Below are 15,418 nucleotides of genomic sequence, written 5' to 3' on the forward strand. Positions count from 1 at the left end.
GTCAACACGGTCGTGTTAGGCGCGTTTCAGATGCACTTCTTCTTCTTTCGCGCCAGCCATTGGGTCGTTAAAACGGGCTTCATCCAGCGCATTTTCCGACTTGGCCACAATACACGTCACACAACTGTCACCCGTGATGTTGACCGCAGTACGAATCATATCCAGCAGACGGTCAACCCCCATGATGAGCGCGATCCCTTCCAGTGGTAGACCCACTTGGTTCAGTACCATCGCCAGCATCACTAAGCCGACGCCCGGAACACCTGCCGTCCCAATTGACGCCAGTGTCGCGGTCAGGATCACCGTCAGGTAGTCCCCCATCGACAGGTCGATGTTAAACGCCTGGGCGATAAACGCGGTCGCCACACCTTGCATGATTGCGGTGCCGTCCATGTTGACGGTCGCGCCCAGCGGGATGGTGAATGACGCCACTTTGTTGTCGACACCAAAACGGTTTTTCGCCGTTTCCATGGTCACCGGAATGGTGGCGTTGGATGAGGCGGTTGAGAACGCAAACATGATCGCATCTTCCATTTTACGGAAGAAGGTGATTGGGCTCAGGCCCGCAAAGCTCTTCAGCATCACGCTGTACGTAACCAATCCGTGGATCAGCAGCGTTGCCGCCAGCACCACAAAGTACTCTGCCAGATTCAAAATTGCGCTCAGACCCAGGCCGGTGAACAGTTTCGCCATCAGGAAGAATACGCCGTATGGCGCCACATGCATCAGCATGGCAACCAGCTTCATGATCACGTCGTTGAGATCATTGAACACGGCCGCGATGCGCTCGCCCGGTTTCCCGGCTGCGCTGATTGCAATCCCAAACAGTACCGCAAACACAATCACCTGCAGGGTTTTACCTTCTGCCATGGCATTGATTGGGTTGGTCGGGAACATGTCGATCAGCACTTTACCCAGCGAAGGGGCTTCTGCAGATGTAAACCCGGTGGCTGCGGTGAGATCGGCTCCGGCGCCCGGTTGGAAAATGGTGCCCATGGTCAGTGCCAGCGTGATCGCAATCGCGGTGGTGGTGATGTAAAACGCGAGTGTTTTACCGCCCATGCGGCCCAGTGTAGAAAGGTCTTTCAGTGAACTTGTGCCGCACACCAGAGATACAAACACCAGTGGGACAACAAGCATTTTCAGGCTGGCAATGAAGATCTTGCCGCCGACTTCGAATAATCCATTAACGATATATGCGTCCACAAATCCGTTGTCCGCAAACAGGGTGCGCAGTGCAAACCCTGTCAAGATACCGGCTACCATGCCTAAAATTACGCGGCTGGTGAGCGACATCGGTTTCTTGGTATTCATCTTGAACACTCCTTATATTTATGCACTTCGACATCATTTCAAAGCGAGCGGCAGGTTAGCAGGCGTCATCCAAAATAAAAAAGTAAATTCACAATACCTATTCATTGGTGTGATCTTGCTCACTATTTGTTGGGTGTTTTTAACTAAAAAATAACAATTTAATAGTGATTTAATTCAGTTGTTCGTGAATTAGTAACATATAGCGTTAGCGATGCAACAATGTTCACGATTCTCATGCATTGATAATTCGAGGGTTTTTCCCCTTTACTTCCCAAAAATTAGGCGCATATTTAGTCGAGTTTATGCCTTTTTGTGCATAAGATTGCACTTGTGTGTTTTCTGGTATTGATGGGGTGAATGGTTTGGGTGCGCCTTCACGTACATCAGAACGACCGATCGCGACATGGATAAGAGGAATGCGAGGAAAGGGATACGATGAAAGCGAAATCGTGCATGGAATTTCGGGGGTGGGGGTGAAATATCAGGAGCATACACGATTTCGCCTGATCACAGTTTGGCAATTTGCCGCCAAATGGGTGATGCAATTTTGGCAAAAAATAATACTATTCCACCAATATGAAGTCTTGATGACGTCAGAATTGTAGAAAACAGTGATATTGTCGAACACGACAGCTCTATTGCAGGACACGATTGTATGACAGGAAACGACTGTATTGCAGAGCACGACGGTCGTGGTCGATTGGCGTTGGTGGAAAAATGATGCGTGCCCAGTTTGAAAAAGTGGAATATCGGGATGACAGTTCGTGGCGATTGCTGATTCGCGAACTCGACACCATTCCGTTTGGGTGGCACTTCCATCCCGAGTATGAACTGACGCTGACCCTCAACAGCGCCGGTGAACGCTACATTGGCGACAATATCAGCAAATATGAGCATGGCGATTTAACCTTAGTCGGCCCCAACATTCCCCACACGTGGCAATCGCAATGGCACTTGGATCCCACACTGCCGCAAAAGGTGTACGTGTTGTGGTTCGACCAAGCGTGGGTGGATAACCTGCTGCGGTCATTCCCTGAATTTGCCCCGCTCGATGCTTTGTTTCAGCAGGCGCGCCATGGCGTTGCTTTTCCCACGTCGTTCGCTTTGTCGCTGCTGCCGATGTTTGAGCAATTGGATAACGCGTCGCCTGCGCGCCGCTCCACGCTTTTACTCAGTGTGCTGGCTTCGCTTGGAGAGTGTGACACGCCACAAACGTTGGGCGTGGAAGGCGGGATGCGCTTGGCGGAAACGCACGGGCGCGATCAGCGTGTGTTGTCTCAGCTGTTGGAGCGCATTCACGCCCACTACACCGAGCCACTATTTCTGCCTGAATTGGCGCAAGATGTGGCGATGAGCGAAAGCACATTGATTCGCTTTTTCAAGCGGTTGATGGGGCAAAGTGTCAACCGCTACATCACGCAAGTACGCATTGGTAAAGCGTGTTCGTTATTGATTCGTACCGACTTTCCGGTGTCGCTGGTGGCTGAGCAGGCGGGGTTTACCAATCAGGCCAACTTTAACCGTTTGTTTCTCAAATATAAGCAGATGACGCCGCGTCAGTTTCGTCAGCGGTTCAAACAACTCAACCTCATCAAACGGGACCGTTAGGCCCCGTTGTCTTTTTGGTCTCGCGTTATTTTTCGGATAGAGCGGACTGCTTTATGGAAAGGACAGACGGTTTTATGGATAGGACTGACGTCGTTGGTTATGATGCGGCGGGCTGACGTGCGCGCAGCAGGGCCAACGGGGAAAAGCCCGTGACCATCATGGTGCCAACCAAGACCAGTGCGGTGCCCAGCAGCGTATTGAGTCCGATGGTTTCCCCCAACACCAAGTACCCCCACAAAATGCCAAATCCCGGAATTAAAAAAGTGACGGATAGTGTGGGCGATGGGCCGATGTCTTTGACCAAACGGAAATAGAGCAGATAAGCCAACCCTGTACACAAGATGCCGAGTGCCACCACGGAGAGCATTTCGACCCCGCTCGGCACCGCGCGCATGGGCATCAAGGGAAGTAGGGGAAGCACCCATAGCGACGCCGCCCACATGCTGCCGTGTGCGTTGTCAAATGATGAGATCGACGGCGCGTTTTTGGTGTAGTTGGTCGCAATGCCATAGCTAAAGGCAGCCAGCGTGGCGGCGATCATCGGTAAGGCGGTTTCAGTGCCCATGAGCGAACGATCCAGCCCGACAATCACCGACACGCCAAGTACGCCAACCAACAAGCCGATAATGGCCTTTGGGCTGAGCGGCGTTTTGTGCCACACATAGCCAATCACTGCGCCCCAAATCGGCGCGGTGGAGTTCAAAATCGATAAGGTTGAAACGTTGAGCACCTGCGCTGCATAAGCAAAGAGCAGAAAGGGGAGCGCGCTGTTAAACAGGCCAAGTATCATAAAGTGGCGCCAGTGCTGGCGAAACGGCAGCGATTTTTTTAAATAGATGCCAATCAGCAGCAGACTCAGCGCGGCAAATCCGACGCGCGCTTCAATTAAATATGCTGGGCCAAAGCTGTGCGCAGCGAGGCGTAAAAAGAGAAATGAGCCACCCCAAATGGCGGCCAATCCAAGCAGTTGTAAAAAGCTGGCGACAGGCATGACGAATCCTTGTTGTGTCTGGAAACGCTACTGTGAAGCAGGGGCCAATGTAGGTCAATGGCTAAAAAGATAACAGTGCCGGAAATGGCTAGTTTGAGCCGATGTTGCCTCTCACCGCAGGCCGAAGCCTGCGGTGAGAGGCAAAGACAAACAGAACGCGTTATAGCAACGGCTGGCCTAAGTTCGCCGCTGTCTGTTCGCCCATGGCGATCAGCGTATCCAGAATGTGTTCCCCGTCGACACGTAGGCCGTTGTGTTCATATTGGTTGGTGATCCACGCTTGGCTGTTGGGGATGTGTCGGAGGGTTTCACGGCTGATGTCCATCTCAACAAACATGTCGTCGGCGTAGACCGCGCAGCTCACCGGCACGCTGTTTTGTGCCAGCGCATTGGCATCGTACAGCGCGTGCCAATCGTCTTTTGCGGCCAGTAAATGCGCCGCATCGTTTAACGGCTGCAACTGCGTATATTGATCGAACATCCACGGGAACACCATCTCACCTGTAAACAGGAACGCTTGCCCTGGTTGGTAGTGAAACTCCGGAAACGCATCCCGCATGCGATGGGCCGACCATTGCGACGCAAAGCCCTGGCAGTAGATCGCTTCGTGCAAAATGGCGTAAATCGGATTGGTTTGAAACCCTTGGTCCATCATCATGTGTTGCAAAAATTCGTAGCGCAGCGTTTCTTTGCCCTCGACCTCAATCAAGGCGTTTTCCAGCGTAAAGTAGGTTGGCAAAAACGCATCGCTCATGCCGAAATGAATACCGATTTGCTGGAACTGCTCGACGGTAAAACGCTGACCGTTTGGTAGGCGAACATCGTTTGCCAGTAAGTGATCGGCAATGCGCTGACACATCGCTTGCGCGTGGGGAAATTGGCGAAAGAACGCAGCGTTTTTGTCCAGCGTGCGCTGGAAGGTGGCGCGGTAGACATCGTCGGGATGACGCGACAGCGATGGCACGCCGCCGGTGATGTAGCTGCGCAGCAAGCTGTTTGGAAACAGCGATAAATAGGTGAGTGAACAGAAGCCGCCAAAGCTTTGCCCGAGGATTGCCCAGCGATCAATCCCCCATTGCTGACGAATGAATTCGGCATCACGCACGATGTTATCGGCGCGAAAATGACTCAGGTACTCGGCTTGTTGTTGCGGGGTTTGACCCGCCAGTGTGTGGTGGGTGATCACACTGCTTTGGCCGGTGCCGCGTTGGTCTAGCAGCAGAACGCGAAACTGTTGCAGCGCGCGTTTCATCCAGCCGCTACTGGCGCTGGCTCGTGGCGCCGGAAAGCCGGGTCCGCCTTGAAAATAAACCAACCAAGGCTTGTGCTCATCGTGGCCATCAGCGGCCGTGACGGCGCGGGCAAAGACGGTGAGAGTGTCGCCATTCGGTTGCTGATAATTCAACGGCACAGAGAAGGTGTACGGCGTGTAACGAACGCCCGCTTCAACGAAGCTTTGCTGGGAATGCATCATGACTGACTGATTTCCTTGTGAGTCATTGTGTGAGTGAGGCAGACGATAGCACAAGGCGGAGGAGGGAGATATGACGCTCTGCAATTATTGCCGCAGAGCATCATGGGGGTGTTGCTTAGCCTTCAATCGGCCCGAAACGAGTCGATTCAAAGCTGTTGAGAATGCGGTGGATCAAATAGGTGATCATCAGCGTGACCACGATGGCAAAGAAGATGCTACTGACGCGATACAAAGCGCTGTACACCAAGTCGCCGCCGGGGCTGAGGTACTGACCAAACAATATCCCCAACGTGGTTAAGCCACCAAAACCGGCACCTGAACCGCTCGATTCTTTGACGTGCATGTAGCTGAACAACATCGACCCCAACCACAACAACGGCACCACAAACAGCAGTAAGTCCGACCAATCGTAGAGCAGCAATTGCCCTGCCAATCCAAAGGTCACGCCAAGAATGGTGCCCATGCCGCGCTTGCGTGCGTACCCCATCGCGCCGTTCCAATGCATCGGAAACAGCAGCAAAATGGTGGTGGCTTGCGCCGACAGCGAATCGCTCAGATCGAACACCTGAAACACCACAAACGACAGCGTAGTGATGCTCGCGCCCATCAGGGCTTCATGGCGCATGCGATGCGACTGTTTTGGCGTCGCCGGACGTGGCGGCGGTTGGCGCGGTTCAGTATCGGGAATCAAAAACGTCATCAGATACGCGATCATCACCGAAAGAATGTTGGCGTAAAAGTTACCAAAAATCAGCTCGTTGAGATCCGTGGTCGGATAACTGGCAAAGTGCAGCATGATACTGAGACTGATGACGCTGTTGGCGCCAAACAGAAACAGGCTGCCCTTTGACATGCAGGCAAATTTATACAGAAACAGAAAGAAGGCGATGAGCGTCATCATGCCAGGGTGCGAGCCAAAAAGCCCCCCCAGAATCCCCACTTCCAAGCCACACACGACCGCCGCAGCCAGCAGTTGACGCGCGGCGTGGGCGCTCATGACGGGCACCATGCCCAACAGCAGCATCGGTGTCACGGTATAAAACACACCGTAGTTCCACCCCATTAATTTATTGAAGGTGAACCCCAGTGTGGCGCCGGTGGCAATCCGCAGACATTGTCGGAGATCGTTGTCCGACATAGGATGGTCCCATAATTTCATGCCACCCCCTGCTTAGTAGATGTAGTGCAGCGCACTCAGAAAGCGAATCTGAAGTTTCGCCAGCAGTTTAAACACGCTGTTTTCTGGCAGCAGTTGCACGGTGGCACGTGCGCCCGCAGGCAGTTTTTGCAGCTGCTCATCGCTCAACGCCAAATGCAGACGCATGCGCTGTGCGTCGCGCACCCAACGTGTAGAAGAGGTGGGTGAGGCCAGCAAGCCGTTAGCATCGAACTGACCCGAACTGACCCCTGCATCCACACTGCTCACGCGAGCTTCAAACACTTGGCCCGGTTTGCTGTCAAACGCAATCAGCGCGTCACTTTCGGTGTTAAGGTGGCGCAAACTTTTCTCACGGAAATCGGCAATCACGTCGACTTGGTTATCCACCAGCGCGATCAGCGGGCTGCCTGCCGCCGCGTAGGTGCCTGCTTCTAGTTGCAGGTTGGTCACCACGCCATCATTTTCTGCCATCACTTTGGTGTAAGAGAGGTTGAGCGTGGCTTGGTCCAACTGGTTTTGTGCCACGCGAATGCTGACGTTTGAACTGTCGGTATTGCCGCGGCTGACTTGCAGCTCTTTCAAACGGGCACGCGCCGCCGCCAAATTGGCTTTCGCTGCCGTTGCCGCACTTTGCGCATCATCGCGCAGCTGTTGCGAGGTGCCGTTGCGATGAAATAGGGTATTTAAACGGTTGTATTCGCGTGTTTTCTGGTCCGACACAATCACCGCAGCGGTCACGTCTGCTTGCGCAGCCACAATCGATGCATCGAGTTGATCGTTGCTCTGCATGGTGCGTTCTAAATTGAGTTGTGCTTGTTCGACCGCGAGCTGGTAAGGCGCCGGATCGATTTGAAACAGCACGTCACCTTTATGAACCGCTTGGTTGTTGTTGACGTAAATTTCTGAAATCTGTCCGCTAACGCGTGGTGAGACTTTGGTGACCACGCGGGTCGCCATGGCTTGCGGCGTGAGCGGCATCGCAAGGTCGGCCACGAGAAAATAAGCAAAGACGAAGACAAACACGAAGCTGGAATATTTGATCCAGCGTGCGAATTTCTGATCGGGTGTCATGGGGGATTATTTCTCTTCGATTAAAGGTTATCTGACTTATCACTAAGTGATTCGAGGGCGTTGTTGGCAATCTGTTCAAGGACTTGACCCAGCTTGAGCAGTTCTTCATCGTTGATGTGGCTCAGCAATTGGCGACGAACCTGAAGAATACGCGTCTCCATAAGCTTGATCATGGAACGGCCTTGCTCGGTCAAACTGACAATGCGTGCGCGTTTGTCGCTGCTGCAGCAGTGTCGTGTGATCAGGGATTGCTCTTCGAGTTGGTTGAGCGTGCGCATTAATGAGGCCAATTCGATCTCCAGCGCTTCAGCAAGGTGCTTCTGACTGATGTTATCGCCGAGGCGTTGTAGCTTCCATAGGGCTGTCCAGCGAGGATGCGTGAGGCCCAAAGGCGCCAGCTCGCGATCAGCCACCATCTTCCACAAACGCGATACACGGGCGAGTTTTTCGGCCAGCGTTAACTCGTAAAGGCTGTTGATGTCTTGAATCATAATGCGTCCTAAATACTTAGCGTGCTAAGTAATATAGATTAGTTAGCACGCTAAGTAAATGCAATGTGATACAAATCACAGTAAAATTTCTAATTTGATGAGAAAGCCGCTGATAGGCGCACAAAAAAAAGCCACGCAGGACCGCGTGGCTAAGGCTTGGAGTGTGGTTTTCGTTGGCGCGAAGCTCGCTACCATCGGCCGTGGCCGCAACAAGGTGTGTGATTTACAGGTTCTCGCCGTAAATATCAAAGCTGAAGTATTTAGCGGCGATTTTGTCGTAAGTGCCGTTGGCGCGAATGGTTTCAATCGCTTGGTTGAGTTTCTCCGCCAGCGCTTGATCTTGCTTACGCAGCGCCAGTGCGGTGCCTTCACCAATGTAGGCTTTGTCGGTCACGGCGTCGCCTTTGAATTCGAAGTCTTGGCCATCGGCTTTATCGAGGAAAGCAAGTGAGAGCTGATCGGCGTTGCCAAACGTGGCGTCCAAGCGGCCGTTTTGCAGATCGATATACACTTCATCTTGGCCGGTGTAGCGTTTAATGTCGGCCACAGCGCCAAATTTGTCGGTCACGTAACGGTCATGAATGGTGCCTTGTTGCACGCCAATCACTTTGCCGGTCAGGCCCGCTTTATCCAACGTGAAATCAGCGCTCTTGCGTGTGACGAAACGCGCTGGCGTTTGGTAGTACTTGTGGGTGAACAGCACTTTCTTTTTGCGATCATCGGTGATGCGCATCGACGCCATGATCACGTCGGATTTTCGCGCCAGCAGGCTGGGGATCAAGGCATCCCAGCTTTGTGCAACCCAAGTACAATCCAGTTTGGCTTCTTGACACAACGCATCGGCGATTTCGATGTCAAACCCCACCGGTTCACCGGCGCTGTTTTTGTAGTTGAATGGGGGGTAGGTAAAGTCGGACGCCAGACGAACTTCTTTTGCAGAAACCGCGGTGCAGAACAAGGTGGCGACACACGCCAGGCCAACAGCAAGTTTTTTCATGATCAAATTCCTTTTCTAGACAGCTATGATTGCGACGGGTAACGACGGAGCACATCAACCACTTCTTGCATGCTCGTTCGGCGCCCAATGGTGATGCGCACGCAGTCTCTCAGCGCCGGATCATGACTTTGATTACGAGTCACAATACCGTGCTGCAGCAGATACGCAAACAGATCGTCATTGGGGTGCGCGCGCAATAGCACGAAGTTGGTGGACGAGGGGTAAATCTTGTGGATGAAATCCAGCGTTTGCAGTTCGCCGATAAACCATTGACGAGTCTCGATGAGTTGCTGCGTCATGTGGCGAACTTGGGTTAATCCGGCTTCTGATAACGCCTCCAAAACAATCGTGGCGCTGGAATCGGGCATCGGGTACGGCGGGATCAGCTTGGCGACGTACTCCATCACGCTGGCATCGGCGAGGATAAACCCGCAGCGCACGGCGGCAAGACCAAAGGCTTTGGACAGGGTACGAATCACCACCAAATTGGGGTACGTGGCAATCAACGAGGCCACGCTCTGATCGAGTTCAAATTCAATGTAGGCTTCATCGACCACCACCAGCGCGTCGTGGCGGGTGCCTTCAAGCACTTCAATGATCGCGTCGGTGGCCAGCGGGTTGCCGGTTGGATTATTGGGTGAGCAAAGGAACACCACATTGGCGTCTTTGGCCGCGGTAATTACCCCGTGCGTATCGAGCGCGAAGTCATCCCCCATCAGTGGCACATGCAGCGTTTCAATCGCCAGCGCGTCGGCGCAAAATTCGTACATGGCATATGTTGGCGAGCAGACGACAATTTTATCTTTGCCCGGCTGACAGAAAGTGCGGATCAGCAAATCAATCGCTTCATCCGCGCCGCGCACCGCCATCACGGGGGTGGTCACTTGGCAATAGCGCTGATAGGCGCTGGCCACATCGTGCGGCAGAAAATCGGGGTAGCGGTTGTAGTTTTGTTCGTGGCGACCGTAGTGAATGGCGCTCTCGAGTTCGTTGGCATTCAGCCACACGCGGCCGGCTCCACCAATGCGGCGTGCCGATTGGTAAGGTATTAATTTTTTTATGGCCTCAGGTGCCAGTGTCGATGCAATGGAAGACATGTGTGACCTCGTTCTGCTGTTATCTAGTCGCAGTAAATGATTTTTTATGCTGATAATTGCACTTGTGTTGCGTTTATTTTCAATTTAATCAGCAATGGATTCATTCAAGCAAAAAGCGTTTGTAAAAAGAATCGAAATAAACACATACTAGCCATGATAAAAAATCATAGCTAAGGGCCGCGATGCATCTTCCTTCCACCAAAACGTTGCAGGCGTTTCTCGCCACTGCAGAACACCTTAATTTCACGCGCGCCGCCGACGCGTTGAACCTGACGCAAGGGGCGATCAGTCGTCAGACTCTGGCGTTAGAAGAGTTGTTGGGGGTGAAGCTGTTTTTTCGTCATGCTCGCGGGTTGTCGCTGACGCAGCAAGGCGTCAAGTTTGTGCCGCATGCCGAAGACATTTTGCACCGTTTGCGCTTGGCCATTGATGACGTCTCCAGCACGCCGTCCACCATTAAACTCAATGCACCCAGCTGCGTGACCGCTTGGCTGCTGCCGCGATTGATGGCGTTTCAGGACGCGCATCCAGATATTGATGTCGAACTCACTTCAACCATCAAGCACCACCCAGATCCCAACTTCGATGTGTTCGATGCGGTGATCAGCTACGGGAAAGTGCCCAAGCTGCCGTCGGTGGTGAGTCATCTGCTGTTTGAAGAGCGGTTAACGCCCATTTGTCGACCGGAACTGCTGCAAAGTCACGGCGGTGACTTATCGGTGAAGCAACTGACACAACTGACTTGGCTGCACGCCAATGCCGAACAGAGTGACTGGAAATTGTGGCTGACTCACCATGGCGAGCGCGGGTTAACTAGCAAACTCAATCAACATTTTTCTACGCTCGATCAGGCGATGAACGCCGCGCAGCAAGGCTTTGGTATTGCCGTCGGTGATGTGACGTTGGCCGAGCAAGATTTGGCGATGAAACGCTTGGTCATGCCGTTTGACGACACTGTGCTCTCGGGGCACAGCTACTATTTTCTGTTTCCCAAGCAAAGCGACAATCCGATGTTGGACCGATTGCAGCATTGGTTGGTCGCGGGGTATCAGGCGCAGCGCGTCGACTAAATGCGGATTCGGTGAACGGGTCGCGGGTCGCCAGCCACGCGGCGGCGTTGCGTTTCCAACAAATTGCGCCACAATAGGGCGACTTGTTATTTGAACGGCACGAAAGGAACCTACATGGCTCGGCCTAAAATTCCTCGACAAATCTGTGGGACGCCCGCGCAAAGCTGCTTTAAACCCAATGGCATTCCGATGTCTCAACTTGACACCATCACCTTGCAAGCGGATGAATTTGAAGCGCTGCGGCTGGTGGATTACCAAGGCATGCAGCAGCAGGTGGCTGCGGTGGAAATGGGGGTGTCTCGCCAAACGTTGGCAAATTTAGTCAAAGCTGCGCGGCGCAAAGTGTCGGATTGCTTGCTTCATGGTAAGGCGCTGGTGATGAGTGAGGCCAGTGCAGCGCCCGAGGCGAACGCGTCGTCGCTGGTTGAACAGCGACGACTGAAAGATTAGAAGCTGAACACCAAGTTCAGGTGAATGTTGGTTTCGTCGACATCGACGCGGTAGTCGCCCTGCTGAAAATTGTCGTTCATGGTTTTCATCCATTCCAACTGCACTTCAATGGGCGCGCCTAAGCTCAGTGAGGCACCAAGGCCATAGGCCATATCGGTATCGCTGTCACTGTAATCCAAGACCGTCAGTTTTTGGTTGCCAAAGCCCATCAGCGCATACGCTTCAAACATCGGGTTAAATGGCACGATAAATTTCGTAAATGCGCCGTAGTAATAGTCGATGGATACGCGCTGGCCTTGATAATCCCCTTCCGAGGCATTGCCATACGCGCGCAGTTCAAACGCGACGTTTGGTGTGACGCGCAAGCCAAAGATTGCCCCAGCCAAACTGTTGTTATCGACGTTGAACGATTGGCGGTTGCCGCTGCTGTTTTCGACCTCAATATCCACATTCGCAAAGTTAAAGCTCATGCCCACATAAGGGCGGCCATACAGCATCAATGGCGTGCCCATGGGGCCGCCGCGAGGACCCATTCCGTAGGCTGAGGCGACATTCGGCAGCAGCAATCCGGCGCTGGCGATCAAGGTGGTGATGGAAGACTTTCTCATAAGAGGGTTCATGGCTCATGGTTTTGCTCTGTTATAATCCTTGAACCCGCTGATTTCAAATCATTCCTAGCTATTGATCCGCAACCGCATCACGGTGTCAATGGCGCTACTATCGATCCCAATACGGCACGTCGCCATAATAGTGTGAGAGAAAATCAATAAAGTGGCGCACTTTGGAGGCGAGAAACTCGCGATGGCTATAGAGAGCGTACAACCCAAGGGGGTCGAGCGCGAATGAAGAGAGTACTTCCAAGTCACCGCGCTTGATGGCGGCGCCCGTCAAAAACGTCGGTTGAATGGCGTAGCCGCGCCCCAGAAGCGCCGCATTGACGATCACATCGCCGTTATTGCTGGAAAAATCACTGGCAAAATCATGAATCGAGACGTGTTTGGGCCAGTCACGAAACCAAGCGCGCGGGTCTGAATAGGTAAACCTTAAATAGTTGAGTTGGCTCAGCGCTTCAAACTGCGTGGGGCGGCCATGCTGTTGCCAGTAGTGCGGCGCGGCGCAGATCGACAAATGAATCGGCGTGATTTTTTTGGCGACCAACGCGGAGTCTTTGAGGTGCCCAATGCGCAGCGCAATATCGACCCCTTCATCGAGTAAATCCACTTTGCGATCGGTGAGCAGCAATTCCACTTTCACGTCGGGATAGCGATCCTGAAACAGGGCGACCGGTTTGGATAAATGGTGCACCCCAAACGACATCGGCGCGCTGACGCGTAGCGTGCCCGACACCTGACTCTGCAAGTTCGACAACGCATTTTCCATGTCGTCAATGTCTTGCAAAACCTGCTGGCAGCGTTCGAAATAGGCTTGACCGGCTTCGGTCAGATTTACGCGCCGTGTGGTGCGATTGAGTAGCCGCACTTTGAGCGCATCTTCAAGTTGTGCAACGTATTTGCTCACTAGCTGTGGCGACAAATCCAACCGTTCGGCGGCTTTGACAAAGTTGCCTTCGCTGACCACCGTGGTAAATGCACGCATGGCGCTGATCTTATCCATATTAACAACACTCCGTTGATAATGACGCAATGATAACGGGTTTTATCATAGTTTAGTGGATAGGTATATTGTCTATATCGCAACGAGCCAGTGAGGGCACTGGCGATTGAAACGATTTTTTGGAGAGATTGCCATGATGAACCCAACACCCCGCATGCCAGCTTTGTTCTTATCCCACGGTTCGCCGATGATGGCGATAGAACATTCAGAAACGACCGAGTTCTTTCAACAACTGGGGGCGAAATTACCCAAACCGAAAGCGATCGTGATCTTTTCTGCGCACTTTGACCGTCGCGGCCCAGTGGTGATCACCTCCGGGCATACGTTAGGCACGATTCACGATTTCTACGGCTTTCCACAGCCGTTGTACGACATTGAATACCCAGCGCAAGGTGCGCCGAACTTGGCGTTAAAAGCGGAAAAAATGCTCAAAGATGCCGGAATCCCAGTTCAATTGGACAGCGAGCAAGGCTTAGACCACGGCGCGTGGATTCCGATGCTGTATCTGTATCCGAATATCGATGTGCCGATCATGCAGGTCTCCATCAACAGCGCGATGGATGCGGTGGCGCACTTTGAAATTGGCCGCTGGCTGCGTCCGCTGCGTGAAGAAGGGGTATTGTTTGTCGGTTCGGGTGGCATTAGCCACAACCTGCGTGAAATTTTCTCGCCTATGCCGGATCCAAACCGCGTCAGCAAAGTGAATCAGTTCACCACGTGGGTGAGTGAGCAACTGGCGCAAGGCAATGTTGATGCCTTACTCGATTATCTCGACCAAGGGCCGCATGCGCGTTTCAATCACCCGACGCCGGATCATTATCTGCCACTGCCAAGTGTGCTGGGTACCAGCTATGAGGACGAGATTGGCGAAGTATTGCACCGCGCCATCGACCTGGAAATCCTCGCCTTGGATGCCTACGGCTTTGGCATGGCCGCCGCGTAATTGCTCGTCGATTCGTGACACCTTGATATAACGCCCGCGACTTAAAATCGTGGGCGTTATTGTTTTTATCTATTAATCAAATAGGAAGAAGCAACCTGCGTGAATGAGTGGTGTGGGGTAGAGTTGCCCCTCAAATGACCGGTATGGCTGAATGCCCTTGGATCTGGTGATGCGTTGGTTTGCGATGACTCGGCTGGCAAAGCTCATGTCCAGTCACAGCAAACAGACGATCAAAGTCAGCATCAGATGAGGCCAGTCTCGGCGGGTTATTCCATGATTCACCTGGTTCCCGAGTGAGCGTTCCCTGTTTCCATGCGCGCTGACTCGGGCTTTTTCGCGTCTGGCATTAGGCGGCCTGATGCTCGAATTGATCGTGGCGAATGAAGTAATCAATCTGGCGGGCAACATAAGTGCTGTAGATCATGCTGGTGTGGGTGGCGCGCGTTTCCAGATGATCGGTCATGCCGGTGATTTTGGTTTCATCGACCGTCACTGTGCCATCCGACATCAATTGGTTGCCCATCAACACCCGGCGCATGCCAAAGGCGACCGTGCCAGCAATGCTGCCCAGTTTCTGCTCAAACTGCCATTCGTCCTCGTGCGTTTCTAAGCCAAAATGGGTGGAATTTCCGAGGATTGCCCCCAAGCCCATTTGCTGAATTTTCCCCACGATCGACGCACCTTTGAGCGGCGAGCCAATGGTCACCACATGTGAGATCTGCGTGACACTCGGACGGCGTGACGCCAAGTAATGTTTAATCATCAGGCCGCCAAGACTATGGCCGACCAATACATTCGGCTGGTCTGGATTCAGCGCTTGGTCGATGGTGCGAAACACTTTTTCATCTTGAATGGCCACGGTGTTGTAACTGAGCACTTCGGTCGTGTAACCCAGTTTATTCAAACGTTGGCCAAGGGGATGCATGACGAAACCATGCATATACAAACCATGGAGGATGATAATTTTCATGAAGCTCCTGAATGATTGGCGTAAGGCTCTGACTGCTAATCTACTCAACTGCGGGCGAAATGAAAAGCTGGCTGCAATGCGCCAAAACAAAAACGCGGCAGAGTGAAATCACAAGCTGCCGCGTTCAAGCACAATTATATTCAAATCCATTGAATGTTAATCCCTGATT

16 protein-coding genes are annotated in these 15,418 nt (G+C 52.8%); 5 read left to right on the forward strand and 11 right to left on the reverse strand.

Annotated elements, in window-relative coordinates; genetic code table 11:
- Positions 1 to 15: 15 nt before the first annotated feature.
- Positions 16 to 1,314, reverse strand: a complete 1,299-nt coding sequence (locus tag VFA_RS14005; protein ID WP_004727504.1) for a dicarboxylate/amino acid:cation symporter — start codon at positions 1,312 to 1,314, stop codon at positions 16 to 18.
- 332 nt (positions 1,315 to 1,646) lie between these two features.
- Between VFA_RS14005 and VFA_RS14010 the strand changes: the two genes are divergently transcribed.
- The gene (locus VFA_RS14010; RefSeq protein WP_140209453.1) at positions 1,647 to 1,919 is read left to right on the forward strand and encodes a hypothetical protein; all 273 of its coding nucleotides are present in this window, start codon (positions 1,647 to 1,649) and stop codon (positions 1,917 to 1,919) included.
- Positions 1,920 to 2,031: 112 nt separating this feature from the next.
- Positions 2,032 to 2,922, forward strand: coding sequence for a helix-turn-helix domain-containing protein (locus VFA_RS14015; RefSeq protein ID WP_231623359.1), 891 nt, complete (start codon positions 2,032 to 2,034; stop codon positions 2,920 to 2,922).
- Between the two features lie 97 nt (positions 2,923 to 3,019).
- Here VFA_RS14015 and VFA_RS14020 read toward each other — a convergent pair whose 3' ends face one another.
- The 7 genes from VFA_RS14020 to hisC form a co-directional block, all read right to left on the reverse strand.
- Positions 3,020 to 3,913 (reverse strand): DMT family transporter, encoded by an 894-nt coding sequence (locus VFA_RS14020; RefSeq protein ID WP_004727507.1) that lies wholly within the window; start codon positions 3,911 to 3,913, stop codon positions 3,020 to 3,022.
- 160 nt (positions 3,914 to 4,073) lie between these two features.
- On the reverse strand, positions 4,074 to 5,387 hold the full coding sequence (locus tag VFA_RS14025; RefSeq protein ID WP_004727508.1) for an alpha/beta fold hydrolase: 1,314 nt from the start codon (positions 5,385 to 5,387) through the stop codon (positions 4,074 to 4,076).
- Positions 5,388 to 5,502: 115 nt separating this feature from the next.
- The gene (locus tag VFA_RS14030) at positions 5,503 to 6,546 is read right to left on the reverse strand and encodes a DUF2955 domain-containing protein (RefSeq protein ID WP_038151833.1); all 1,044 of its coding nucleotides are present in this window, start codon (positions 6,544 to 6,546) and stop codon (positions 5,503 to 5,505) included.
- 12 nt (positions 6,547 to 6,558) lie between these two features.
- Positions 6,559 to 7,617 (reverse strand): HlyD family secretion protein, encoded by a 1,059-nt coding sequence (locus tag VFA_RS14035; protein ID WP_004727510.1) that lies wholly within the window; start codon positions 7,615 to 7,617, stop codon positions 6,559 to 6,561.
- Positions 7,618 to 7,637: 20 nt separating this feature from the next.
- Entirely contained in the window at positions 7,638 to 8,108 is a 471-nt protein-coding gene (gene slyA, locus VFA_RS14040; RefSeq protein WP_004727511.1) for a transcriptional regulator SlyA, read from the reverse strand.
- A gap of 223 nt (positions 8,109 to 8,331) precedes the next feature.
- The gene (locus VFA_RS14045) at positions 8,332 to 9,105 is read right to left on the reverse strand and encodes an ABC transporter substrate-binding protein (RefSeq protein ID WP_004727512.1); all 774 of its coding nucleotides are present in this window, start codon (positions 9,103 to 9,105) and stop codon (positions 8,332 to 8,334) included.
- A 23-nt stretch (positions 9,106 to 9,128) separates the two neighbouring features.
- Positions 9,129 to 10,202, reverse strand: a complete 1,074-nt coding sequence (gene hisC / locus VFA_RS14050; protein WP_038151835.1) for a histidinol-phosphate transaminase — start codon at positions 10,200 to 10,202, stop codon at positions 9,129 to 9,131.
- 182 nt (positions 10,203 to 10,384) lie between these two features.
- On the opposite strand from hisC, the gene VFA_RS14055 reads away from it, so the two are divergent.
- Both VFA_RS14055 and VFA_RS14060 read left to right on the forward strand, forming a co-directional pair.
- On the forward strand, positions 10,385 to 11,272 hold the full coding sequence (locus VFA_RS14055) for a LysR substrate-binding domain-containing protein (protein ID WP_004727514.1): 888 nt from the start codon (positions 10,385 to 10,387) through the stop codon (positions 11,270 to 11,272).
- A gap of 114 nt (positions 11,273 to 11,386) precedes the next feature.
- Positions 11,387 to 11,722 (forward strand): DUF134 domain-containing protein, encoded by a 336-nt coding sequence (locus VFA_RS14060; RefSeq protein ID WP_004727515.1) that lies wholly within the window; start codon positions 11,387 to 11,389, stop codon positions 11,720 to 11,722.
- On the opposite strand, the gene VFA_RS14065 is transcribed toward VFA_RS14060, so the two are convergent.
- Together VFA_RS14065 and VFA_RS14070 are read right to left on the reverse strand one after the other, a co-directional pair.
- A complete protein-coding gene (locus tag VFA_RS14065) occupies positions 11,719 to 12,330 on the reverse strand; it encodes an outer membrane beta-barrel protein (RefSeq protein ID WP_004727516.1) in 612 nt (203 codons plus the stop codon). The two genes, VFA_RS14060 and VFA_RS14065, sit on opposite strands and share 4 nt — an antisense overlap.
- A 109-nt stretch (positions 12,331 to 12,439) precedes the next feature.
- Positions 12,440 to 13,336, reverse strand: coding sequence for a LysR family transcriptional regulator (locus VFA_RS14070; protein ID WP_004727517.1), 897 nt, complete (start codon positions 13,334 to 13,336; stop codon positions 12,440 to 12,442).
- A 133-nt stretch (positions 13,337 to 13,469) separates the two neighbouring features.
- Here VFA_RS14070 and VFA_RS14075 point away from each other — a divergent pair, with 133 nt between their 5' ends.
- Positions 13,470 to 14,279 carry a DODA-type extradiol aromatic ring-opening family dioxygenase gene (locus tag VFA_RS14075; RefSeq protein WP_004727518.1) on the forward strand — a complete coding sequence of 270 codons (810 nt, stop codon included), beginning with the start codon at positions 13,470 to 13,472 and terminating at the stop codon, positions 14,277 to 14,279.
- Positions 14,280 to 14,625: 346 nt separating this feature from the next.
- On the opposite strand, the gene VFA_RS14080 is transcribed toward VFA_RS14075, so the two are convergent.
- Positions 14,626 to 15,249 carry an esterase/lipase family protein gene (locus VFA_RS14080; protein ID WP_004727519.1) on the reverse strand — a complete coding sequence of 208 codons (624 nt, stop codon included), beginning with the start codon at positions 15,247 to 15,249 and terminating at the stop codon, positions 14,626 to 14,628.
- Between the last annotated feature and the right edge of the window lie 169 nt (positions 15,250 to 15,418).

This window comes from Vibrio furnissii CIP 102972 (assembly GCF_000176175.1).
In the GTDB taxonomy this organism is placed as follows: domain Bacteria; phylum Pseudomonadota; class Gammaproteobacteria; order Enterobacterales; family Vibrionaceae; genus Vibrio; species Vibrio furnissii.

What these genes read in the sequence shown, in the direction of transcription:
- VFA_RS14005 (WP_004727504.1), bottom strand. Translation starts at nt 1,314, where the DNA reads ATGAATACCAAGAAACCGATGTCGCTCACCAGCCGCGTAATTTTAGGC.
- VFA_RS14080 (WP_004727519.1), bottom strand. Translation starts at nt 15,249, where the DNA reads ATGAAAATTATCATCCTCCATGGTTTGTATATGCATGGTTTCGTCATG.
- VFA_RS14070 (WP_004727517.1), bottom strand. Translation starts at nt 13,336, where the DNA reads ATGGATAAGATCAGCGCCATGCGTGCATTTACCACGGTGGTCAGCGAA.
- VFA_RS14075 (WP_004727518.1), top strand. Translation starts at nt 13,470, where the DNA reads ATGATGAACCCAACACCCCGCATGCCAGCTTTGTTCTTATCCCACGGT.
- VFA_RS14045 (WP_004727512.1), bottom strand. Translation starts at nt 9,105, where the DNA reads ATGAAAAAACTTGCTGTTGGCCTGGCGTGTGTCGCCACCTTGTTCTGC.
- hisC (WP_038151835.1), bottom strand. Translation starts at nt 10,202, where the DNA reads ATGTCTTCCATTGCATCGACACTGGCACCTGAGGCCATAAAAAAATTA.
- VFA_RS14060 (WP_004727515.1), top strand. Translation starts at nt 11,387, where the DNA reads ATGGCTCGGCCTAAAATTCCTCGACAAATCTGTGGGACGCCCGCGCAA.
- slyA (WP_004727511.1), bottom strand. Translation starts at nt 8,108, where the DNA reads ATGATTCAAGACATCAACAGCCTTTACGAGTTAACGCTGGCCGAAAAA.
- VFA_RS14025 (WP_004727508.1), bottom strand. Translation starts at nt 5,387, where the DNA reads ATGATGCATTCCCAGCAAAGCTTCGTTGAAGCGGGCGTTCGTTACACG.
- VFA_RS14015 (WP_231623359.1), top strand. Translation starts at nt 2,032, where the DNA reads ATGATGCGTGCCCAGTTTGAAAAAGTGGAATATCGGGATGACAGTTCG.
- VFA_RS14030 (WP_038151833.1), bottom strand. Translation starts at nt 6,546, where the DNA reads ATGAAATTATGGGACCATCCTATGTCGGACAACGATCTCCGACAATGT.
- VFA_RS14020 (WP_004727507.1), bottom strand. Translation starts at nt 3,913, where the DNA reads ATGCCTGTCGCCAGCTTTTTACAACTGCTTGGATTGGCCGCCATTTGG.
- VFA_RS14035 (WP_004727510.1), bottom strand. Translation starts at nt 7,617, where the DNA reads ATGACACCCGATCAGAAATTCGCACGCTGGATCAAATATTCCAGCTTC.
- VFA_RS14065 (WP_004727516.1), bottom strand. Translation starts at nt 12,330, where the DNA reads ATGAGAAAGTCTTCCATCACCACCTTGATCGCCAGCGCCGGATTGCTG.
- VFA_RS14055 (WP_004727514.1), top strand. Translation starts at nt 10,385, where the DNA reads ATGCATCTTCCTTCCACCAAAACGTTGCAGGCGTTTCTCGCCACTGCA.